This is a genomic window from Microbacterium limosum, from assembly GCF_036324365.1.
In the GTDB taxonomy this organism is placed as follows: domain Bacteria; phylum Actinomycetota; class Actinomycetes; order Actinomycetales; family Microbacteriaceae; genus Microbacterium; species Microbacterium limosum.
On sequence record NZ_CP137080.1, the window covers coordinates 2,631,665 to 2,653,226 of the forward strand.

Annotated in this window: 20 protein-coding genes and 2 pseudogenes; 12 read left to right on the forward strand and 10 right to left on the reverse strand. The window is 70.6% G+C overall.

Going from position 1 to position 21,562, the window contains the following annotated elements; genetic code table 11:
• Positions 1-7 precede the first annotated feature (7 nt).
• Complete coding sequence (locus tag RYJ27_RS12660; protein ID WP_330170651.1) at positions 8-553, reverse strand: NADPH-dependent FMN reductase; 546 nt, start codon at positions 551-553, stop codon at positions 8-10.
• Between RYJ27_RS12660 and RYJ27_RS12665 the strand changes: the two genes are divergently transcribed.
• Together RYJ27_RS12665 and RYJ27_RS12670 are read left to right on the forward strand one after the other, a co-directional pair.
• Entirely contained in the window at positions 531-1,415 is an 885-nt protein-coding gene (locus RYJ27_RS12665) for an ABC transporter ATP-binding protein (protein WP_330170652.1), read from the forward strand. The two genes, RYJ27_RS12660 and RYJ27_RS12665, sit on opposite strands and share 23 nt — an antisense overlap.
• Complete coding sequence (locus RYJ27_RS12670; RefSeq protein ID WP_330170653.1) at positions 1,412-2,527, forward strand: ABC transporter permease; 1,116 nt, start codon at positions 1,412-1,414, stop codon at positions 2,525-2,527. The genes RYJ27_RS12665 and RYJ27_RS12670 overlap by 4 nt, the downstream gene beginning before the upstream one ends.
• A gap of 47 nt (positions 2,528-2,574) precedes the next feature.
• Here RYJ27_RS12670 and RYJ27_RS12675 read toward each other — a convergent pair whose 3' ends face one another.
• Together RYJ27_RS12675 and rraA are read right to left on the reverse strand one after the other, a co-directional pair.
• Positions 2,575-2,955 carry a VOC family protein gene (locus RYJ27_RS12675; RefSeq protein WP_330170654.1) on the reverse strand — a complete coding sequence of 127 codons (381 nt, stop codon included), beginning with the start codon at positions 2,953-2,955 and terminating at the stop codon, positions 2,575-2,577.
• 98 nt (positions 2,956-3,053) lie between these two features.
• Complete coding sequence (gene rraA, locus RYJ27_RS12680) at positions 3,054-3,521, reverse strand: ribonuclease E activity regulator RraA (RefSeq protein ID WP_330170655.1); 468 nt, start codon at positions 3,519-3,521, stop codon at positions 3,054-3,056.
• A gap of 118 nt (positions 3,522-3,639) precedes the next feature.
• Here rraA and RYJ27_RS12685 point away from each other — a divergent pair, with 118 nt between their 5' ends.
• From RYJ27_RS12685 to RYJ27_RS12695, 3 genes are read left to right on the forward strand one after another with little or no spacing between them, the layout of a single operon-like run.
• Positions 3,640-4,782: a type III polyketide synthase gene (locus RYJ27_RS12685; protein WP_330170656.1), complete on the forward strand. Its 1,143-nt coding sequence runs from the start codon at positions 3,640-3,642 to the stop codon at positions 4,780-4,782.
• Positions 4,779-5,486, forward strand: a complete 708-nt coding sequence (locus RYJ27_RS12690; protein WP_330170657.1) for a methyltransferase domain-containing protein — start codon at positions 4,779-4,781, stop codon at positions 5,484-5,486. Before RYJ27_RS12685 ends, RYJ27_RS12690 begins: the two co-directional genes overlap by 4 nt.
• Positions 5,487-5,488: 2 nt before the next feature.
• The gene (locus RYJ27_RS12695) at positions 5,489-6,634 is read left to right on the forward strand and encodes an FAD-dependent oxidoreductase (protein WP_330170658.1); all 1,146 of its coding nucleotides are present in this window, start codon (positions 5,489-5,491) and stop codon (positions 6,632-6,634) included.
• Between the two features lie 11 nt (positions 6,635-6,645).
• On the opposite strand, the gene RYJ27_RS12700 is transcribed toward RYJ27_RS12695, so the two are convergent.
• From RYJ27_RS12700 to RYJ27_RS12710, 3 genes are all read right to left on the reverse strand, one after another.
• Entirely contained in the window at positions 6,646-7,482 is an 837-nt protein-coding gene (locus tag RYJ27_RS12700) for a UbiA family prenyltransferase (RefSeq protein WP_330170659.1), read from the reverse strand.
• A 184-nt stretch (positions 7,483-7,666) separates the two neighbouring features.
• A complete protein-coding gene (locus tag RYJ27_RS12705; protein ID WP_330170660.1) occupies positions 7,667-9,874 on the reverse strand; it encodes an ATP-dependent Clp protease ATP-binding subunit in 2,208 nt (735 codons plus the stop codon).
• A gap of 253 nt (positions 9,875-10,127) precedes the next feature.
• A complete protein-coding gene (locus RYJ27_RS12710; protein ID WP_330170661.1) occupies positions 10,128-11,075 on the reverse strand; it encodes a GlxA family transcriptional regulator in 948 nt (315 codons plus the stop codon).
• Between the two features lie 80 nt (positions 11,076-11,155).
• On the opposite strand from RYJ27_RS12710, the gene RYJ27_RS12715 reads away from it, so the two are divergent.
• Positions 11,156-11,401 (forward strand): hypothetical protein, encoded by a 246-nt coding sequence (locus RYJ27_RS12715; RefSeq protein WP_330170662.1) that lies wholly within the window; start codon positions 11,156-11,158, stop codon positions 11,399-11,401.
• Here the strand turns inward: RYJ27_RS12715 and RYJ27_RS12720 are convergent.
• On the reverse strand, positions 11,309-12,571 hold the full coding sequence (locus tag RYJ27_RS12720; RefSeq protein WP_330170663.1) for a glycosyltransferase family 4 protein: 1,263 nt from the start codon (positions 12,569-12,571) through the stop codon (positions 11,309-11,311). The two genes, RYJ27_RS12715 and RYJ27_RS12720, sit on opposite strands and share 93 nt — an antisense overlap.
• On the reverse strand, positions 12,568-13,716 hold the full coding sequence (locus RYJ27_RS12725; RefSeq protein ID WP_330172059.1) for a glycosyltransferase: 1,149 nt from the start codon (positions 13,714-13,716) through the stop codon (positions 12,568-12,570). The genes RYJ27_RS12720 and RYJ27_RS12725 overlap by 4 nt, the downstream gene beginning before the upstream one ends.
• 249 nt (positions 13,717-13,965) lie before the next feature.
• Here RYJ27_RS12725 and RYJ27_RS12730 point away from each other — a divergent pair, with 249 nt between their 5' ends.
• The 4 genes and pseudogenes from RYJ27_RS12730 to RYJ27_RS12745 all read left to right on the forward strand — a co-directional run bounded on the left by RYJ27_RS12730 (position 13,966) and on the right by RYJ27_RS12745 (position 17,396).
• Complete coding sequence (locus tag RYJ27_RS12730; RefSeq protein WP_330170664.1) at positions 13,966-14,559, forward strand: hypothetical protein; 594 nt, start codon at positions 13,966-13,968, stop codon at positions 14,557-14,559.
• Between the two features lie 29 nt (positions 14,560-14,588).
• On the forward strand, positions 14,589-15,227 hold the full coding sequence (locus RYJ27_RS12735; protein WP_330170665.1) for an LON peptidase substrate-binding domain-containing protein: 639 nt from the start codon (positions 14,589-14,591) through the stop codon (positions 15,225-15,227).
• A 368-nt stretch (positions 15,228-15,595) separates the two neighbouring features.
• Positions 15,596-16,030 (forward strand): annotated as a pseudogene (locus RYJ27_RS12740) (IS1634 family transposase); the annotation flags it as partial.
• A gap of 298 nt (positions 16,031-16,328) precedes the next feature.
• Positions 16,329-17,396, forward strand: coding sequence for an IS110 family RNA-guided transposase (locus RYJ27_RS12745; protein ID WP_061873125.1), 1,068 nt, complete (start codon positions 16,329-16,331; stop codon positions 17,394-17,396).
• A gap of 20 nt (positions 17,397-17,416) precedes the next feature.
• Here RYJ27_RS12745 and RYJ27_RS12750 read toward each other — a convergent pair whose 3' ends face one another.
• The gene (locus RYJ27_RS12750) at positions 17,417-18,343 is read right to left on the reverse strand and encodes an IS3 family transposase (protein WP_330170667.1); all 927 of its coding nucleotides are present in this window, start codon (positions 18,341-18,343) and stop codon (positions 17,417-17,419) included.
• A 177-nt stretch (positions 18,344-18,520) separates the two neighbouring features.
• Between RYJ27_RS12750 and istA the strand changes: the two are divergent.
• A pseudogene (gene istA / locus RYJ27_RS12755) lies at positions 18,521-20,079 on the forward strand (IS21 family transposase).
• Complete coding sequence (locus RYJ27_RS12760) at positions 20,076-20,825, forward strand: ATP-binding protein (protein ID WP_330170573.1); 750 nt, start codon at positions 20,076-20,078, stop codon at positions 20,823-20,825. The pseudogene istA and the gene RYJ27_RS12760 overlap by 4 nt, the downstream one beginning before the upstream one ends.
• A 96-nt stretch (positions 20,826-20,921) precedes the next feature.
• Here the strand turns inward: RYJ27_RS12760 and RYJ27_RS12765 are convergent, their stop codons facing one another.
• A complete protein-coding gene (locus RYJ27_RS12765; protein ID WP_330170668.1) occupies positions 20,922-21,251 on the reverse strand; it encodes a transposase in 330 nt (109 codons plus the stop codon).
• Between the last annotated feature and the right edge of the window lie 311 nt (positions 21,252-21,562).

A 21,562-nucleotide genomic window follows, 5' to 3' on the forward strand; every position in this document is an offset into this window, starting at 1 on the left:
TGGAGCGTCAGGCCGCGACCGAGGCGCGCTCCTCGACGGGCACGTAGCGGTCGATGAGGGTCGCGAAGGCGTCGAGGTAGGAGACGAGGAACGCGGCGGTGCCCTCGTTGGTCACCTCGCCGTCCTCGGCGAAGACGCCGGGGACGTACTGGATGAAGCCCTCGGGCTGGCCCAGCACGGGTGCGTTGTAGTGGCTCAGGATCGCCTTCAGGTGCTGCTGCGCAGCCGCCGTGGAGATGGGCCCCTGCGAGGTGCCGATGACGGCCGTGGGCTTGCCGGCGAACGAGGCCTGGCCGTAGGGGCGGGCCGACCAGTCGAGGGCGTTCTTGAGCACGCCCGGGATCGAGCGGCTGTACTCGGGGGTGACGATGATGACGCCGTCGATTCCCGCGCATCGATCGGGTGCGGTCGGCGGGGCCGGCCTGCGTCTCCCCCCACGGGGGAGGCCGGAAGACCCCTCCCGGGAGGGAGGCGGGCCGGGCCCCTCCCTCCGTAGCGTGAAGGACACGCACCGAACGAGAGGACCACGGATGCTGAGGCTGAGCGGGATCACGAAGAGCTACGGCGGAAGGCGGGTGCTCGACGACATCACCTTCGACGTCGTACCCGGCCGCCTCACCGGCTTCGTCGGCGGGAACGGGGCCGGCAAGACCACGACGATGCGCATCGTGCTCGGCGTGCTCGCGCGCGACGCCGGCGAGGTCACCCTCGACGGCGCCGCGCTCACCGCGGCGGATCGGCGCCGCTTCGGGTACATGCCGGAGGAGCGCGGCCTCTACCCCAAGATGAAGGTGCACGAGCACATCACCTACCTCGCGCGCCTGCACGGATTCTCGGCGTCGGATGCCGCGGCGCGCGCCCGCGCGCTGCTGGAGCGCCTCGGGCTCGGGGAGCGGCTGAACGACCTCGTCGAGACGCTGTCGCTCGGAAACCAGCAGCGCGCGCAGATCGCCGCCGCGCTCGTGCACGATCCCGAGGTGCTGATCCTCGACGAGCCCTTCTCCGGGCTCGACCCGCTCGCCGTCGACGTCGTCGCGGGGGTGCTGCAGGAGCGGGCCGCCCAGGGCGTCTCGGTGCTCTTCTCCTCGCACCAGCTCGACGTCGTCGAGCGCCTCTGCGACGACCTCGTCATCATCGCGGGCGGCACCGTGCGCGCCGCCGGCGCCCGCGATGCGATGCGCGCCGAGCACGGCTCGCGGCGCTACGAACTGGTGTCGGGCACCGACGCCGGCTGGCTCCGGGACGAGCCTGGAGTCACCGTGACCGACTTCGACGGCGGGTATGCGCTGTTCGACGTCGAGGACGACGCCACCGCCCAGCGCGTGCTCCGCCGCGCGGTGGACAACGGCGACGTCGCCAGCTTCGCGCCGCAGCATCCGACCCTCGCCCAGATCTTCAAGGAGGTCATCCAGTGACCGCGTCCACCCCCACGCGGGCGTCGAGCCCCACGGCCCCCTCGACCGCGCAGAGCGTGTGGCTCGTCGCCGAGCGCGAGATCGGCTCGAAGCTGCGGTCGAAGGCCTTCGTCATCTCGACGGCCTTCCTCTTCCTGGTGGCCCTCGCGGCCGTGGTCTGGGGCGGGTTCCAGGCGCGCGACACCTCCGGCATCCCCGTCGCCGTGACCGCCGATGCGCCCGCCGCGGTGTCGTCGATCGCGGGCCTCGAGGTGACGGAGGTGCCCGACCGCGCGGCGGCCGAGGAGCTCGTGACGGAAGGGACGGTCGACGCCGCGCTCGTGGGCGACTCCGCCTCGCCCGTCGGCTTCGCGCTCGTCGCCGAGAGCGAGGCGCCGACGAGCCTGCTCCTCATGCTCTCGCAGGCTCCCCCGGTCGAACTGCTCGACCCCGACCAGACAGACGGCGCGCTGCGTTACTTCGTCGCGCTCGCCTTCGGCATCGTCTTCCTCATCGCCGCATCGACCTTCGGGGGGACGATCGCGCAGAGCGTCGTGGAGGAGAAGCAGACCCGCGTCGTGGAGATCCTCATCTCCGCCATCCCGACCCGCGCCCTCCTCGCCGGGAAGGTCATCGGCAACACGATCCTCGCCATGGGACAGATCGTGGTGCTCGCGGCGATCGCGATCGTGGGCCTGACCGTCACCGATCAGGGCGCGGTGCTGCAGGGGCTCGGGGGGCCGATCGCCTGGTTCGCCGTGTTCTTCCTCTTCGGCTTCATCCTGCTGGCGTCGCTGTTCGCGGCCGCCGCGGCGATGGTGTCGCGTCAGGAGGACGTCGGCTCGACCACGACGCCGCTCATCATGCTCGTGATGGCGCCGTACTTCCTCGTCATCTTCTTCAACGACAACCCGCTCGTGCTGACGATCATGTCGTACGTGCCGTTCTCGGCGCCGGTCGGGATGCCGATGAGGCTGTACCTGGGCGAGGCGCAGTGGTGGGAGGCCCTGATCTCGCTCGCGATCCTCATCCTCACGTGCGTGGCAGCCATCCTCGTCGGAGCGAAGATCTACCAGAACTCGCTCCTGCGCATGGGGGCGCGCGTCAAGCTGGTCGACGCACTGCGCGGCTGAGATCGCGACGGACGAGGGGTGCCGGGTCCCCGGCATCCCTCGTCCGGTCAGTCCATCTCGATGACCGCGATCACGTTGCGCGCCGGGTCGAGGAACCACGCGATCGCCGGGCCGAGGTCGCGATTGATGCCCTTCCGATCGGTCGGCAGATCGGCGTCGTCGTAGATCTTGGTCGCGACCCCTTTGCCGTTGAGCTCGTCGACCGCCTCGTCGATGTTCGAGACGGGGATGTTCAGCACCGTGAAGCTCGCGGGCTCGTGGTTGTCCTTGGGATAGATGAAGATGTGGGCGTCGCCGCCGAGTCGCACATCGAGTCCCATCTCGGGCATCTCCTCGACGTCGAAGCCGAGGACGTCGCGATAGAAGGCGAGGGCGGCGGGGACGTCGTCGACCGAGAAACTGCTGAATGGCTGCGTCGTGGTGAACATGGATTCCTCCTCGAGTTCCGCTCCCCGCTACAGGCTCCTCCTCGTCCCCGCCCGTGTCCAGAGAGTGTGCGCTCCCCCGCAGGACCGCGACCCCTCGGTCAGCGCTCGACGAGCACGCCGTCGGCGTCGGCCCAGACGCGCGCGCCCGGCCGGAACGTGACCCCCGCGATCGTGACGGGAACGTCGACCTCGCCGGCGCCCTCCTTGGCGCTCCTGCGCGGATTCGATCCGAGCGCCTTGACACCGATCGGCAGCGCCCCGATCGCCGCGCGGTCGCGGATCGCTCCGTGCACGATGATCCCCGCCCACCCGTTGCGCACCGCCGAGGCGGCGATGACGTCCCCCACGAGCGCCGACTCGAGCGATCCGCCGCCGTCGATCACGAGCACCGCTCCCCCGCCCGGCGACGCGAGGACCTCCTTCACGAGCGCGTTATCGCGGTGACAGCGCACCGTGCGCACCGGTCCGCCGAAGGCCGCGCGGCCCCCGGCGTCCTGGAGCTGCAACGGGAGGGAATCCAGCGCCTCACCGCGCTCGTCGTACAGGTCGGCCGTCGAGATGTCCATGCCCCGACGCTACGCAGTGGCCGCCGCGCGCGGGCCGCCGCGACGATGTGAAGTTCTCTCCGACTTCCGCCCCTGTCAACCCGACCCGGCCACGGCCGACGCACGGTTACTCTGAGGCATGCCCGCCCACATCCTCGGCATCGGCACCGCGACGCCGCCCACCGTCATCACCCAGAACGACGTGCGCGACCTCTTCCTGGCGCAGCCCGGCACCGATCGCCTCACCTCGAGGCTCATCGGAGCGGCATTCGACCAGTCCGCGATCGACACGCGCCACACCGTGCTCCCCGAGCTCGTCGCGGGCGGTTCGGCATTCGTGGATCGAGATTCGCGCGCCGTGCACGCGCCCCTCACCGGTGCGCGCAACGACGTCTACATCCGCGAGGCCCCGGCGCTGTTCTCCGGCGCCGCCCGGGAGGCGCTCGAGCAGGCGCGGATGCCGGCATCCGCCGTCACACACGTCGTGACCGCGTCGTGCACGGGCTTCTTCGCCCCGGGCCCGGACTTCCGGCTCGTGAAGGACCTCGGCCTCGCGCCCACGGTCGAGCGCGACCACCTGGGCTTCGTCGGATGCGCCGCCGCATTCCCCGCCCTGCGCTCGGCGTCGCGCATCTGCGCGGCCGACCCGTCGGCCGTCGTTCTCGTCGTGTGCGGCGAGATCTGCACGATCCACCTCCGCGTCTCGAGCGACCCGGAGCAGATCGTCGCGTCCGCCGTCTTCGCCGACGGCGCCGCGGCCGCGGTCGTCTCCGCCGCACCGGCACCCGATGCCCGCACTCTCGAGCTCGGCGGATTCGGCACGGCCCTGACATCGGAGGGCGAGGACGAGATGCGCTGGGTCATCGGAGACCACGGGTTCGAGATGACCCTGACCGCCGAGGTGCCGCGCGTCATCGGCCGCGAGGTGCGCGCCGCTCTCGACCCGCTGCTCGCGCGAGCGGACGCGCCCATCGACGCCTGGGCCGTGCACCCCGGCGGGCGCAGCATCCTGGACCGTGTCGAGTCGTCTCTCGCGCTGTCGCCGGCCGCGCTGCAGCACTCGCGCGACGTGCTGCGCGAGTACGGCAACATGTCGTCGGCGACGGTGCTGTTCATCCTGAAGCGGATGCTGGGCGACGAGCGCCTGCGCGATGAGGATCGGGTGATGGGGGTGGCGTTCGGTCCGGGCCTCACGGTCGAGTCGGCCCTGCTGCGGGCGCGCGTACCCGCACCCGTGCACGCCGAGACGCTCGCAGCCGTCGGCACCGGCTTCGCCGCATGATCGCCCCGTCCCTCGCGCGCCGCGACGGGGATCTGCGCGAGCTCATGGACGATCCCCACTGCGACGCGATCCGTCTGCGCCGCACCCTGGAGCGCTTCGCGCTGATCAATCGACTCGTGGCCGGATGGGGCGGCGTCTATCGGCGACACATCCGGCCACGGCTGATCGCCCGGGGCGGGGGCGAGGCGCGCATCCTCGACATCGGCTGCGGCGCCGGCGACGTGCTGCGGGGAATCGTCTCCCGCGCCCGCGCCGACGGCTTCGCGGTGACGGGGCTCGGACTCGATCCGGATGACCGCAGCCTGAGCGTCGCGCGGGGCGCGGCATCCATGCGCGGAGTGGAATACATGCTCGGCCACAGCGGCGACCTCGCCGCCCGGGGCGACGCCTTCGACGTCGTGGTCTCGAACCACCTGCTCCACCACCTGAGCCGGAGCGAGTTGGCGGCGGTGCTCGCCGACTCCCGTGTGCTCTCGCGCGGGGTGAGCCTGCACTCCGACATCCATCGCTCCGCCCTCGCCTACGCGGGGTACGCGATCGGCGTCACGCCCCTGGCGCCGGGAAGCTTCCTGCGCACGGACGGGCTGCGGTCGATCCGCCGCAGCTACACGGCCTTCGAGTTGGAGGGCGTGCTTCCGGAGGGCTGGCGCGTCGAGCGCCCGGCGGCGTTCCGCCTGCTCGCGGTGAGCGAAACCGGGCACTGACCGTGCACGACGTCGTCATCGCGGGGGCGGGGCCCGTGGGCACCCTCCTGCAGGCGGAGCTCGCGCGGCTCGGCGTCGAGGCGACCGTCATCGAGCGGCGCGCGCAGCCGGGCCCGGGTAGCCGGGCCGTCGGCGTGCATCCGGCCGCCCTCGACGCGCTCGAGGCGTCCGGAGCCACGGCCCGCATCCTGTCGTCCGCCATCCGGGTCGTCCGGGGCGAGGCCCGGGCCGCGCGGCCGTTCGGGGTCGTCCGCTTCGACCGGCTCGAAGCTCGTCATCCGTACGTCGCAACCCTCCCGCAGTCCCGCACGGAGGACGCCCTCGCGGAGGCCGCCGCCTCCTGGGGAGCGACGGCCGTCGTGCGCGGGTGCACCGTCGAGGGCGTTCGCGGCGGTCCCGAGGCGGTGCGGCTTCGCCTGCGGCGCGGGGACGTGACGACGGAGGAGACGGCACGCATCGTCGTGGTGGCGACCGGTTCGGCGGGGCGGGCGATCACGCCGCTGACCGCGTCGACCCGGATCCGCGCCTACCCCGACCGCTATGTCATGACGGACGCGCCCGATGCGACGGGAGAGGGCACGACGGCGGTCGTGCATCTGCACCCCGAGGGCGTGCTGGAGTCGTTCCCGCTGCCGGGGGGCATGCGCCGGTTCGTCGCGTGGCGGTCCCCGGCGGATGCCGAGGCCGAACCCACGGGGTGGCTGCGCGACGCCATCACCCGCCGCACGGGCTCCGCGGACGCGGCGTCCGCCGTCTCGACCGCCGCCGCGTTCGGCGTGCGGCGGGCGCTCGTGCCGCGGATGCGGTGGGGGAGGGTCGTCGCGATCGGAGACGCCGCCCACGAGGTGAGCCCCATCGGCGGCCAGGGCATGAACCTCGGCCTCATCGACGCCGCCACCCTCGCCCCGCTGCTCGCGAGCTGGATCGTCACGGGTGAGGAGCCTGCAGGAGAACTGCGCGAGTGGGACCGACGTCGCCGCCGCGCCGCCGCGATGTCGGCACGCATCGCAACGGCCAACACGGTCATCGGGCGGACGGCCGGGCCGGTTGCGCATCGCGCGCGGACGGCTGCCCTGCGCGGCATCCTGCACTCCCCCGCGGCGAACATGCTCGCGCGGGCATACTCCATGGGCCTCGACCCCGGGTAGTTACGCGCGCGTCAGAGACCGGCGCTCGTCGCCGCGAGCTGGAGCGCCAGAAGCAGCGCCGACACCATGACGAGGCGGAACACCGTCCGGTCGGGCGCGCGCAGAGCGCGCACGAGTCCCGCCGCCGCGACGGCGAGCACGAGGACGCATCCCACGACCGATACGGCGGCCGCGAGGGGGGCCGGCTGCAGCATCCAGCCGCCGAGAAGCACGGAGAGCGCCCCGATCGCCACGGCTGCGAACGCCGCGACCACCGAGGCCCGGGCGCCGATCCGGTGCGGCAGGCCGCGGATGCCGGTGCGCGCATCGTCGTCGAGGTCGGGCAGCACGTTGGTCAGGTGCACGGCCGCGCCGAGGGCGGCGCCGGCGATCCAGGCCCAGAGCGGGGCCACGCGAGCGGGATCCGTCGCGAGGGTGGCGAGCGAGGGGAAGAGCCCGAAGCTCAGCAGGAAGGGCGCCAGCGAGAGCACCGAGCGCTTGAGCGCGACGTTGTACGACCACGCCGACACGAGGAACACCCCGTGCGCGATCAGGAAGCCGGGGCCGAGCAGCGCCGACAGGATGAGCGCCGCCGCGACGGCCCCCACTGCCGCGATCCACACCGTGCGCACACCGATCTCGCCGCGCGCGATCGGCTTGTCGATGCGGCCAACGGCGCGATCCCGGCCCGCGTCGATCGCGTCGTTCGACCAGCCGATGGAGAGCTGGCCCGCGAACACGGATCCTACGAGCAGCGCGAGCGCGGTGGGCGTCGCCTCCGCCGCGAGACCCAGCAGCAGCGACAGCACCGAGACGACGAGCGTGGGGCCCGGGTGGCACGAGCGCCAGAGCGCCGCGGCGCTTCTCATACGCAGGATGCCGGGGCCACGGCATCCGCCCCGCCCGCGCCATCGATCACCCGGCCACCCTACCGCCGCCCCGCGTCCGGCCCGCCCGCCCGCCGAAACACCACTTCTGCGTCGAGGCACCGTCCGTCGGCTGGTGTTTCGTCGCAGAAGTGGTGCCCGACGCGGTCCGGGGTCGCGGCGGGGATCAGTCCTCGATGAGCTCGGCCTCGATGACGTCGTCGCTGTCGCCGGGATCGGATGCCGGGGCCGCGGGCCCGTCGCTCGTCAGCACCAGCGACGTGCCGTCGGCCGCGACATCCACCCGCACGACGTCGCCGTCGCGCACGCCGCCCGCGAGGATCGCCATCGCGAGGCGGTCCTGGATCTCCGACTGGATCAGCCGCCGCAGGGGCCGAGCCCCGAACACGGGATCGTACCCGCGCTCGGCGAGCCAGGCGCGTGCATCGGGGGTCACGGCCACCGTCAGCCGACGCTCGTGCAGGCGGCGCTGGAGCGCATCCACCGCGAGCTCGACGATCTGCGCCAGGTCGTCCTGCGTGAGCGCCTGGAAGATGACGATGTCGTCGAGCCGGTTGATGAACTCGGGCTTGAACGCCTGACGCACGAGCCCCTGCACGGCCTCGCGCTTCTGCTCGAGGGAGAGCGTGGGGTCGATGAGGATCGGCGAGCCGAGGTTGGACGTGAGGATCAGGATGACGTTCTTGAAGTCGACCGTGCGGCCCTGACCGTCGGTCAGGCGCCCGTCGTCCATCACCTGCAGGAGCACGTCGAAGACCTCGGGGTGGGCCTTCTCGACCTCGTCGAGCAGCACGACCGAGTACGGGCGGCGCCGCACGGCCTCGGTGAGCTGGCCGCCCTGCTCGTAACCGATGTAGCCGGGAGGGGCGCCGACGAGCCGCGACACGGAGTGCTTCTCGCCGTACTCGGACATGTCGATGCGCACCATGGCGTGCTCGTCGTCGAAGAGGAACTCGGCGAGCGCCTTGGCGAGCTCCGTCTTGCCGACACCGGTGGGGCCGAGGAAGAGGAAGGAGCCGGTGGGGCGGTTCGGGTCGCTGATGCCCGCGCGCGAGCGACGGACCGCATCGGAGACGGCCTTCACTGCATCCTTCTGCCCGATCAGGCGCTTGCCGAGCTCGGCCTCCAGGTGCAGCAGCTTCTCCGTCTCGCCCTGCAGGAGCCGCCCGACGGGGATTCCCGTCCACGCCGCGATGACGTTCGCGATGTCCTCGTCGGTGACCTGGTCGTTCACCATGCGGTCCTCGCTGGACTCGGCCCGCTCGGCTTCCATGAGCTGCCGCTCCAGCGCGGGGATCTCGCCGTACAGCAGCCGCGACGCCTTCTCGAGGTTGCCCTCGCGCTGGGCGCGCTCGGCGTCCACGCGCGCGGCGTCGAGACGCGTCTTGAGGTCACCGACCAGGTTCAGCGACGCACGCTCGTGCTCCCACCGTTCCTGCAGCTCGCCGAGGCGCGCCTCCTGCGTCTTGAGGTCCTCGCGCAGCTTGGCAAGCCGCTCCTTCGAGGCGTCGTCCTTCTCCTTCTTCAGCGCGAGCTCCTCGAGCTTCAGCCGGTCGACGTGGCGCCGCAGCTCGTCGATCTCGAGCGGCGCGGAGTCGATCTCCATGCGCAGCCGCGACGCAGCCTCGTCGATGAGGTCGATGGCCTTGTCGGGCAGCTGCCGGCTCGGGATATACCGGTGCGACAGGGATGCCGCGGCCACGAGCGCGGCGTCGGCGATCGCGACCTTGTGGTGGGCCTCGTACCGCTCCTTCAACCCGCGCAGGATCGCGACGGTGTCCTCGACGCTGGGCTCGCCGACGTACACCTGCTGGAAGCGGCGCTCGAGCGCGGCATCCTTCTCGATGAACTCGCGGTACTCGTTGAGCGTCGTCGCGCCGATCAGGCGCAGCTCGCCGCGGGCCAGCATCGGCTTGAGCATGTTGGATGCCGCGACCGAGCCCTCCCCGCCGCCCGCGCCCATCAGCACGTGCAGCTCGTCGATGAAGGTGATGACGCGACCCTCGGACTCGGTGATCTCCTTGAGCACGCTCTTGAGCCGCTCCTCGAACTGTCCGCGGTACATCGCCCCGGCGACGAGCGCGGAGATGTCGAGGGTGATGAGCTCCTTGTCCTTGAGGGACTCCGCGACATCGCCCGCGACGATGCGCTGTGCGAGGCCCTCGACGACGGCGGTCTTGCCGACGCCGGGCTCGCCGATCAGCACGGGGTTGTTCTTCGTGCGGCGCGTGAGCACCTGGCTGACGCGCCGGATCTCGGCGTCGCGTCCGATGACGGGGTCGAGCTTGCCCTGCTTCGCGCGCTCGGTGAGGTTGATGCCGAACTGCTCGAGGGCGCTCTGCTGCTCCTCCTGCGGCTGCTGGCCTGGTTGCATGGTCGTCCGTTCTCGAGAGATCCTCGGGCTCACGTCTAACTTGAGCCTTATTGGCTCAACTTTAACACTGCCCGGACGCCGACGCCAATGCCCCCACGGGGCGCGCAGGGCGTCGGGGCCCACCCCGCGCCAGGACAACATTCCGGATGCATCGGCGCGGAGCGGCCGCCGGGGCGGCGGACGGCCGGCTCACCCCGCATCCCACCGGAATGTTGTCGCAGCCACGGCGCACAGCCCCGGTCCGCCCCCGGGGTCAGGCGGCGAACGTGGCCCGGTACGCCGTGGGGGTCGTCCCCAGCATCCGGGTGAAGTTCTGGCGCAGCACCGCCGCGGATCCGAAGCCGCAGTCCTGCGCGATCCGGTCGAGCCCCAGGTCCGTCGTCTCCAGCAGGCGCTGGGCGTGGATGATCCGCTGCCGCGCGAGCCAGGCGGCGGGGGTCGCCCCGAAGTCGGCCTTGAATCTGCGGGCGAATGTGCGCGGCGACATGTGCGCACGTGCCGCGACCTGCTCCACCGTCAGGTCGTGGCGCAGGTTCTCGAGCATCCAGTCGGCGACGGGGGTGAGCGAGAGCGAGGTCACCCTCGGCAGCGGCCGGGCGATGAACTGCGCCTGCCCGCCGTCCCGCTGGGGCGCCACCACCATCCGGCGCGCGATGACATTGGTCACCTCGGCACCGAGCTCCTGTCGCAGCAGGTGCAGGCACGCGTCGAGACCCGCAGCCGTCCCGGCGCTCGTGATGATCTTGCCGTCCTGCACGTAGAGGACGTCGGGATCCACCTCGATCTCCGGGTACATCGCGCTCATCGTCTCGGCGTAGCGCCAGTGCGTCGTCGCCCGCCGCCCGTCGAGCACCCCGGATGCCGCGAGCACGAACGCGCCGCTGCACACGCTCAGCACCCAGGCGTCGCGCGCGACCGCGCCCCGCACGGCCTCGCATACCCGCTCGTCGGCCATCGCCCACGTCGCCCGCGGGACGGGGGTGACGACGACGAGGTCGGCCACGGCCGCGAACGACAGGTCGTTCTCGACGGTGATCGAGAAGCCGAGGTTCGACGCGACGAGGCCGGGCTCGGCGGCGCAGATGCGGAAGTCGAACGGCGCGATGCCGTCGTCGGAGCGGTCGAGCCCGAACGCTTCGCACGCGAGCCCGAACTCGAAGGGCGAGAAGCCCTCCTGCACCACGACGGCGACCGTCTTCATCGCACCCCCGGAATCAGTGGCAGTTTTCCTACGAACAACGTCTACTCTGCCACTCGTGGCAGTTATCCGCTCATCGTAGCGTGACTGCCATGATCCTGCTGATGAGCTTCCTCGCCCTCGCCGCTCTCACCGGCATCGCCGGCACCGTGCATCTCCTCCTCACCGACGGCTACCGCCGCGTGCCGACCGACCGCGCCCGCATCCCCGACCGGACCCGATCCGAACCGGTCGCGTCAGAGTCCGCGGCGACCCGCGTACACGCCCAGAAGTCGCGCGACGTGAACCTCGGGGTCGAACTCCCGCGCGCCGTCGGCCGCACGCTGTGACGCGAGCACGACGCGTGCCGGGTCCTGCACGAGCGCGATGAGCATCTCCGCCATCGCCTCCGGTTCCGGGCCGGCGGCGCGCAGGCCGGCGACGTCGACACCCTCGGTCAGCGCCGGATCGACGTAGAAGACGCCGCGCCGCGCGTGCAGCGCCTCGACGATCGTCACCGGCTGATTGTCGAATCCGTACGAGGACAGCGCGACCACGTGCGACTGCCGCATGAGCTCCTGCACCCGGCCGCGATCGAGCCGTCCGTGGAAGCGCACCGGCAGCCCCTCGGCCGCCCGCTCGCCCTCGGCGCGCAGCGGCCCCTCGCCCACGACGTCGACCGACAGCGAGCCGCCGGGAAGACGGCGGGATGCCTCGGCGATCGCGGCGACGAACTCCATCAGCCTCTTCTCGGGCACGAGACGCCCGACCCAGACGATCCGCAGCGGAGCGTCCACCGACGTCAGCGGCTCGGCGGCCGCGTCGGGAAGCGCCACGGCGTTCGGCACCACGCGCACGTCGGCGAGGCCCGCCTCGCGGAGCCGCACGGCCTGGTGCGCCGAGGGCGACACGACGGCATCCACCCGCTGACCGGTGGCGAGGGTCAGCCCCCGAAGGGCCGAGTCGAGGGGAGCCCCGGCGAGCGCGGCGCGTGAGGAGGGGAATCCGCGCAGCCAGCGGGCGAAGATCCGCACCGCGGCCGCCGCGACGCGGCCCGCCCCCCGCGGCACGGGCGCCTGCCAGAAGAAGGTGTGGACGGTCTGCACCGTGCGAAGACCCCGCCGGCGCGCCGCGCTGATCGCCGCGGCGGAGAGCCCGAACTCCGAGTGCACGTGCACGACCTCGACACCGTGGTCGGCAAGGTGCTGCGCGAGGCGGGAGCGCAGCCCGGCGGTGTTGCGGATCACGGGCAGATCGACCCCCGGCAGGGTCACGCGGGCCGGGACGAGAGCATCGGCGCCGCCGATGCCACGCCACTCGCGCAGCCAGGATGCCTCGGCATCCGCCGGCTCGGGAGCGATGAGCAGCACGTTGTGACCGGCCCGGCGCAGCAGCGTCGCCTCGTCGAGGAACGCGCTCTGCGCGCCGCCGAGGTAGTCGAGCGAGTAGTCGCAGACGAGCGCGACGCGGCGGGGCGTGCCGTCCCCGGAGCGCCCCCGATCGGCCGCGTCTGTCGTCACGACCCGACGGGCTGGCCGCGGTAGAGATCCTCGAACGTGCGCAGCGTGCGCTGGATGTCGTGGATCTTCACGCCCTCGAGCGAGGCCTCCTGCATCTGGCGGAACCGATCGGCATCCGCCGACAGCACCGCGGCGAGCTTCTCGGCGAGGTCGTCGGCGCTCGCCGGGTCGAACAGATAGCCGTTCTCGCCGTCGTGCACGAGGTGGGGCAGCGCCATGGCGTCGGCGGCGACGACGGGCAGGCCCGACGCCATCGCCTCCATCGTCGCGATCGACTGCAGCTCGGCGATCGAGGGCATCGCGAAGACGCTCGCACGGCTGTAGATGCGGCGAAGCTCGTCGTCGTCGACGCGGCCGTGGAACGTCACGCGGTCGGCGAGCCCCAGCTCCTCCGCCAGGTGCTCCAGGTTCTTGCGCTGATCGCCTCCGCCGACGATGTCGACCTCGGTCTTCAGCCCGGGATCGAGCTGGGCGACGGCCCGCAGGAGCAGGTCGATCTGCTTCTCGCGCGTGAGCCGGCCGACGAAGAGCACGCGGTGGCGTTCGCGCGGCGTCAGGTCGGGGAGGTAGTTGCCGGCGTCGAGGCCGCAGGAGACGGGCAGCACCCCGTGGATGTCGATCGCCCGCTCGAGGAAGTCGGCGGCGTTGCGGGTCGGCGTCGTGACCGCGCAGGCGAGCGCGAACGTGCGGGCGGCGTCGTCCCACGCGAGCTTCACGAAGAGGTCGTGCAGCGCCGGGGGCAGCGTGGTGTGATCGAGGATGTTCTCGGGCATCACGTGGTTGGTCGCCACGACCGGGATGCCGCGCTTGCGCGCCTCGCGGGCGAGGCCCCGCCCGATGACGATGTGCGACTGGATGTGCACGGCATCGGGCTTGACGGCGTCGAGCACCTGGCGCGCGTAGTGCTTGGAGCGCCACGGCCAGACGAAGCGGAGCCAGTCGTGCGGGGGCCATCGCACGGCGGGCAGCCGGTGGACCATGACCTGCTCGCCCTCGATCGTCTCCGGCCCGGGCGCCTGACGGCGGTAGCGCTGATTCGGGGCGACGATGTGCACGTCATGCCCCTTCGAGACGAGACCGGCGGCCAGGCGCTCGCTGAAGCGTGCCGCACCGTTCACATCGGGCGCGAACGTGTCGCAGCCCATGACGATCGTGAGAGGCCGTGCGGATGACGCGGCATCCGCCTCGGCGCGCGGCGATACGGGCGCGTCGGACTCGCGGTCGGCGCCGTGGGTCTCGGACGAACTCACGGGGGGCTGCCAATCTGTGCGGCGGATGGGGGGCGTCTCACGTGCACGCGAGCAGTCACTCTACCCGAGGGGTTCGCGCGGACCCGGGAGGCGGGGCGGGTGCGCCCACACCGCGGGCCCAGGCATCCGCCCTACCCTGGGGGAATGGCGAGACTGCAGGCCGATGCCCCGCGCGAGCGGTGGGTCCCCGTCACCGGGTCGCTGGGGTTGCGCGGCCGGCGGCATCGCAAGGCGGCGATCGGGATGCTGCTGGGCCAGGCGAACCGCGCGATGCGCGCCCCCGAGCGGCCGGGCTCGGGGATCGCGGCCTGGGCGATGAGCCAGGCTGCCCCGCTGCTCATGCGCCGCGCGGCCGGTCGCGTGCTCGTCTGGGTGTGGAAGAGCGATCCGGAGCTGCTCGTCGTGATGGCGCAGGTGCAGGAGGCCACGCCGCAGGTACGGGCGGCGCGCGCGAGCATGCCGATGGAGTACGACGACACCGAGACCTTCCGCGGAACGTATCTGGGGGTCGGCGAACGGCTGGTGGTCGACCTTCCGCCCGACGAGCGCACGCCGCCGTTCGCGACCTACACGTGGGACACCGGCACGCACCTCGTGACGGTGACCGCCGTGTGCAGCGACCGTGCGCGGTTCGGCACGGTGCGCGGCGCGGTCGACGACCTCGCCCGGTCGCTGCGTCTCGTCGAAGACGTGGCCGCCGGCGAGAGCGCCGGCGTTCTTCGCATCGATCCGGCCTGACCCCGCCTCGACGGTGGCACGCTGTTGTCATGCCGGTGCTGCCGATGTTCCCGCTGGGGTCCGCCCTGCTGCCCGGCATGCCGCTGCCGCTGCGCATCTTCGAACCCCGCTACCGGCGACTCTTCGACGACGTCTCCGCAGCCGACGGCGCGTTCGGCGTCGTCCTCATCGAGCGGGGCGGCGAGGTGGGCGGCGGCGACCAGCGCTTCACCCGCGGCACGATGGCGCACATCCGCGGACACCGCGACGTGGGAGAGTCGATCCTCCTCGCCGCCGTCGGCGGCGACCGCTTCGACGTCGTCGGCTGGGAGGACGACGACCCCTACCCCCGGGCCCGCGTGAGGGAGGTCCCGGCCCTCGCCTGGGACGAGGACCTGCGGGCGGAACGGGATGCCGCGGAGCGCGACGTGCGCCGCCTCCTCGTCACCGCGACCGAGTTCGTCGACGTGCCGTGGTCGCCCGACGAGGAGCTCTCCGACGACCCGGTGCTCTCGCTCTGGCAGCTCGCCGGGATCGCACCCATCGGCACGCTCGACCGCTACGGCATCCTCGCCTCCGACGACCTCGCGACGGTCGTGAGCCGGCTGCGCACGGCCGTATCCGACGCCGACGAGCTGATGCGCCTCACCACCGCGCCTCTCGAGGTCGACGACGAGGGGTACGACTGAAAATCGTGAGGTCACGGGATCGACGCCCGTCGGAGCCACAAGGATCGTCATTACAACGGTCCCAGAAACCCTCGCCTAGCTTCTACATGGCGGGGGTTTTGCTTTTCCCCGATGAGAGCCGATTTGCAATCCCGCGAACCAGGCTGCGATCCCCCGGCCCGTAGCGAGCGATGCGAGTCGAAACGCCCGGAGAGGGTGCTGATTCGTCAGCCGCGACGGCAGCTTGGGCCGGTCTGGGGCCGGTGAGTGCTCCGACCTGACTCGTGCCACTTTCGCGTGATCGGCGTCTCGAGGGCTCGGGATCGTTGATTTTTCGGGGGTGCTGGTGCCCGCGCGGGGCACTAACGGCATCGATCTAGACTCGCTCGGTGGGGTTGTTCGTGCGGAAGGTGCGCACGTCGTCGGGTGCGACGGCGGTGCAGATCGCACGCAAGCATCGCGGTGTCCGCACGATCGTGGAGCACATCGGCTCCGCTCATGACGACGCGCAGTTGGCGGCGCTAGTGCAGACCGCGAAGGAGCGGATCACCGCCGGTCAGCTCGCGTTCGACCTGGACGCGCTGACCCCGACCGCGCCGACCGGGGTGGCGCCGACCGTCGTCGGTTCCCGATCCCGGGTGTTGTGGGAACTGCTCGAGACCACGTACCGGCGGATCGGGTTCGACACCGCCGTCGATGACGACACGTTCATGAAGCTCGTCCTGGCCCGAGTGGTCGAGCCGACGTCGAAGGCCGACACGATCCGGGTGCTCGAAGAGCTCGGGGTCCCCGCGCCCGGGCTGCGGACGATCTGGCGCACCCTTGAATCGCCTGTAAGTCTCTGAAGTGGCTGGCCTGGGGTCGGCTGGCAGGGTGGGTGCTGGTGCTCCGTCTGGTCGTGACTCTTGAATCGCCTGGCCTCCCGCTTCGGCGGGGTGCCTTTCCCAGGATCTGTCCGGCCGGGTGGGTGCCGGCGCCGACCCTGCCCACTCCGATGGCTTGATCAGAAGCTTGCCCGACCGTTCACGGCGGTCGTGGCCCATTACAGGCCTGCCTCGAAGTGACCATTCCCGGGTCGACGCCAGCAGTGACGTCAACCCAGTGGAGAGGATCACGGTCACCATGACCATCGTCGCAAACACGTTCGCGTATGTCATCGGCGCGGACACCCATTCCAGAACACACACTCTCGCCGTGCTCGACGCGCGCACTGGCGCCAGAGTGGACACTCGGACCTTCCCGACGACGCCGGCGGGATTATCACGCGCGGTCGCGTGGATCGCTCGGCGCACCAGCGGGCTGGCCGATGTGCTCGTAACGATCGAGGGCGTCGGCTCGTATGGCGCCCGGCTCGCGAGAGCATGCCAGGACGCCGGCTACCGGGTCGTGGAGTCGTTCCCGACAGCGGCACGTGAACGTCGCGGACGAGGCAAGAGCGACGAGATCGACGCGGAACTGATCGCCCGCTCCGTGCTCGGCGTCGATGCCGACAACCTCCGTGATCCGCGTCAGGACGCGGGAGTCCGCGCGGCGCTGCGGGTGCTGATCGGCGCCCGCGACCTCATCAACCTCGAACGCACCAGGTCGATCAACGCCTTGACCGCGCTGCTTCGAACGGTCGACCTCGGCATCGACGCCCGCGCCTCGCTCACCAAGAAGCAGCTCGCGGCGATCGAGTCCTGGCGCACGCGACAGGAGGACCTCGCGACCGCGACAGCCCGCCGGGAAGCGATCCGGCTGGCCCGACGGGTTGCCGTCTGCGATGAGGACCTCGCTGCTAACCGTGACGAGATCACCGCGCTGGTCGCCGCCAGCGACGCCGCAATCCTGCTCGACGAGCCCGGGATCGGCGCGATCAACGCGGCCGTGATCATCGCCGCCTGGTCACACCCCGGCCGGGTCCGCTCCGAAGCAGCGTTCGCCGTGCTCGCCGGCGTCAGTCCCGTGCCCGCCTCGAGCGGAAACACCACCCGTCATCGCCTCAACCGAGGAGGCGACAGGCGTCTGAACAGAGCCTTATCGTCGATCGCGCTGACCCGAATGTCGCACCACCCGCCGACCCGCGCCTACGTCGAACGCCGACGAGCCGAAGGACGCACCACCAAGGAAATCCGCCGCTCACTCAAGCGATACATAGCCCGCCAGCTCTACCGCCGCCTCAGCGAGCAGAGCGGACTTGACAACACATAGAAGCATCCTGGGTTTCGTTCCTATCGGGTTCCCTGTCCGGCGGTTGCCGACTGGGGTGATTCTTGGTCAGCGTAGTACGCGGCTTCGATCTCGGCGGGGGTGCGGTAGCCGAGCTCTCCGTGGAGGCGGGAGTTGTTCCACCACCACACGTACTCGAGGGTCGCGAGCTCGACCTGCTCGACCGTCCGCCACGGGCCCCGGCGGCGGATCAGCTCGGTCTTGTAGAGCCCATTGACCGCCTCGGCGAGGGCGTTGTCATAACTGTCGCCCACGGTTCCCGTGGAGGGTTTCGCGCCGATCTCGACGATCCGATCCGTGTAGACCACAGAGAGATAGTTCGACCCGTGGTCCGCGTGATGGACGAGCTCATCGAGCGGCCCCGCAGCGTTGAACGCGGCCATGTTCAACGCTTGCAGCGGCCGCACGTCGGCCTTCAACGTCGACGCGACGTTCCAGCCGACGATCATGCGGGAGAACACGTCGATTACGAACGCGACATACGCAAACCCCGCCCACGTCGCGACATAGGTGATGTCCGCGACCCACAGCCGCCGCGGCGCGAGAGCAGTGAAGTCGCGTTTGACGAGGTCCTGCGGTTGCGGGATCGTCGGATCGGACTTCGTCGTGAACACCTTCTTCGACCGCGCCACCCCGCGCACTCCCGCGAGGCCCATGAGGCGGGCGGTCTGATCACGGCCGACATCCCACCCCTGTCGTCGCAACAGCGCATGCATCTTCCGCACGCCGTAGACGCCGTAGTTCTCCTCGTGGAGAAGGCGGACCTCCGGCACGAGCAGCTCGTCACGCAGCTGCCGGGCCGAGGGCACGCGGGTCTTCGCGGCGCGATACCCGCGGGAGGTGAGGAACCCTGGCACCGTGTCCCGGAGGACACGGCAGAGGAACTCGACCCCGAACTGATCCCGATGCTCGTCGATGAAGCGGATCATGTCGGTCAGGGCCGGTTGAGTATTTGCGCTTCTGAGGGCCACTGATATTGGGGTTCAGGGCCACTCGCTGATCGACGCGATGGCGTCGTTGAGCGCCACCGAATATTGGGGTTCGGGGCCATCTTCCTAGGCTCCTTCTGCCGCGTGGCCTATCACGCGGCAGAAGGAGTGATTCGGATGGTACGCAAGATCAAGGTGAAGCTCGTGCTTCGGTTGCGCGCGGAGGGGCTCACGGGTCGGCAGATCGCCGCGCAGGGCATGTCCCGCACCAGTGTGGCCCTGGTGCTCGACGCCGCCGACCGGGAGGGCATCGGCTGGGACGACATCGCCGAGCTCGACGAAGCGGACGTGTATGCGCGGCTGTTCCCCGGGCGTGGTGAGCACGAGAGTGTTCACGCGCAGCCGGACTGGGACAAGGTGCATCGGGAACTCGCGAGGGTCGGGGTGACGTTGAAGCTGCTGCATGGCGAGTACGTCGATGCCTGCCGTGCCAAGGGCGAGACGGCGATGGGCTACGACCGGTTCTGCAAGACCTACCAGCGTCACGTGCTGGTGATCGGGGGGCGTCGCGGGTCGGTCACAAGGCCGGGCAGACGGTCGAGGTCGACTGGTCGGGCAAGACGATGCAGCTGGTCGATCCGGTCACCGGCACCACGACGAGGGTCTACCTGTTCGTCGCGAGCCTGCCGTTCTCCCGCTACTCGTTCGTCGAGCCGACGCTGGATATGAAGCAGGACACCTGGTTGCGCGCGAACACGGCGATGTTCGACTGGTTCGGCGGGTCCGTCCCGCGGATCGTTCCGGACAACCTGAAGGCGGGTGTGATCAAGCACCCTGCCGAGGGCGAGGTGGTGCTGAACGACGCGTATCGGGAGCTCGCGGCGCACTATTCGGCGGCGGTGCTGCCGGGACGGGTGAAGAAGCCGAAGGACAAGCCGAGTGTCGAGGGCACGGTCGGGAACGTTGCGACGGTGGTGATCGCGGCTCTGCGCAACCAGCGGTTCGCGACGCTGCCGGAGTTGCGGGCCGCGGTCTACGAACGCGTCGCCGCTTACAACGCGAAGCCGTTCCAGAAGCGCGCCGGCTCCCGGCTGAGCGTGTTCGAGGGTGAGGAGAAGCCGCTGCTGCGGCCGCTGCCGCAGGTTCCGTTCGAGATCTCGCAGTGGCTCTACGGCCGCAAGGTTCAGAAGAACGGGCATGTGGTGTTCGAGCGGAACTTCTACTCCGTCCCTTACGAGAACATCGGTCGGTCTGTCGACCTGCGCATCACCGACACCATGTTGGAGGTGTTCGCCGGGGATCAGCGGCTCACCAGTCATCTGCTCGCCCCGGCCGGGGTGGTCAACGAGTACCGGACGCATGACAGCGATCTGCCCGATGGGCCCCGCTACCAGCAGATGGACCCGCAACGGGCGCGGGAGTGGGCCGCTCGGGTCGGGGAGCACACCACGACGATCGTGAACCGGATCTTCGAGTCCGTCCCGGTCGATGAGCAGGGGCTCGGGGCTGCGCTGGCAGTGCTGCGGATGACCCGACGCTACTCCGCCGCCCGTGTCGAAGCCGCCGCTGGCATCGCGCTCGAGTCCCGCGTCCGATCACCCAGGTATGCGCACCTGCGGCCGATCCTCGACTCGAATCAGGACCAACGCGGCAGAGGCCCATGGTTCGAACCCGCCGACGAGGAACCCGTCGGCTACGTCCGCGGCGCCGACTACTACGCAGGAGGCACCCGATGAGCCGGCTCGACTCCGAGACGAAGCGGAAGCTGCGGGAGATGGGCGTCCCCGCCCTCGTCGACGCGCTCGACATCCAGGACGAGGGCCTCACGATGGGGCTGGTGTTCGAGGAGAGGATCAAGCTCGCCGTCGACGACGCCCACGCCGCGTTCACCCACTCCAAAGTCGAAGGCCTCATCCGACGAGCGGGCCTGCGCTACCCGAACGCGGACCTCCGCCGCGTCGACATGCTCGAACAACGCGGCCTGGACCGGGGTGTGATCGCGCAGCTCGGGACCTGCCAGTTCATCACGAGGCACATGAACGTCGTGTTCCAAGGCTTCACCGGCTCCGGGAAGAGCTATCTCGGCTCGGCGTTGGCGAAGCAGGCGTGTCAGCACCGCTACCGGGCGCACTACATCCGCATGCCCGACCTCGAAGAGACCTGGGCCGCCGCGAAAGACAAGCCAGCGGGTCGGGAGAAGTGGTTGCGGAAGTACTCCACGTTCACCCTCCTCGTGATCGACGAATGGCTGCTCGATCCACCCACCGACGACGTCCGGTCCATGCTGCTCGAGCTCCTCGAACGCCGTTACGACGCGACCTCGACGGTGTTCTGCACCCAGTACGCGAAGAAGGACTGGCACCAGCGCCTCGGCGGAGGGGTCCACGCCGACGCGATCATGGACCGCATCGTCCACAACGCCCTCTGGATCGAGACCGGCGACGTCAACATGCGCGAGCACACCGCCGCCGCGGCCAACTGAACCCGGGCCGGTGAGCGTCGCACCTGCGGGGGTGGCGCTCACCGGCAATACCGGTGACCCCGAGAGTGAATACCGAGTGGCCCTGAACCGCAATAATCAGTGGCGCTCACGACTCCAAATACTCAGCCGGTCGAGCTCCTTCGCGAAAAACACGCTCGCAGCCTTGAGGACCTCGTTCGCTTTCCGCAACTCGGCGTTCTCCCGCTTGAGCCTCGCGTTCTCCTCGGCAACATCGGTCGGGACGCCGGGCCGGTGGCCCGCGTCGACCTCGCGCCGGCGATGCCACACCCGCAGCGTCTCTGCGCTCATACCGAGCAGCCCGGCGACATGACGCACCGCGGCCATCAGGTTCGGATGCGAGGGCTTCGCCTCGTCCAGCATCCGCAACGCCTTCTCCCGCATCTCGGGCGAGTACTTCTGATTCATCGGTTCCATCCTTGCTTGAAGAACGGAACGAAACCCAGGGCGATTCACCGTTCGGGCATCCGCGCCCTCGGCTTCGAGGATCTCCGCGGTATCTCCGACGCGCTCGATCGAGCCATGGCCGATGCCGAGTCGCAGCGGGGCTTCCACCCTTGGCTGCCGGCGGCCGACAAGGGCGCGTGCCGCGAGCCGTGCCCTGCAGCGACTCGGCGACGACGAGCTGTGAGAACTTCCTTTACTCGTTCAAGGCCGGCCTGACGGCCGGCTCACTCCCCGGCGCTCGCGCTGCGGTGCGTCCGGTCCTCGCTTCGCTG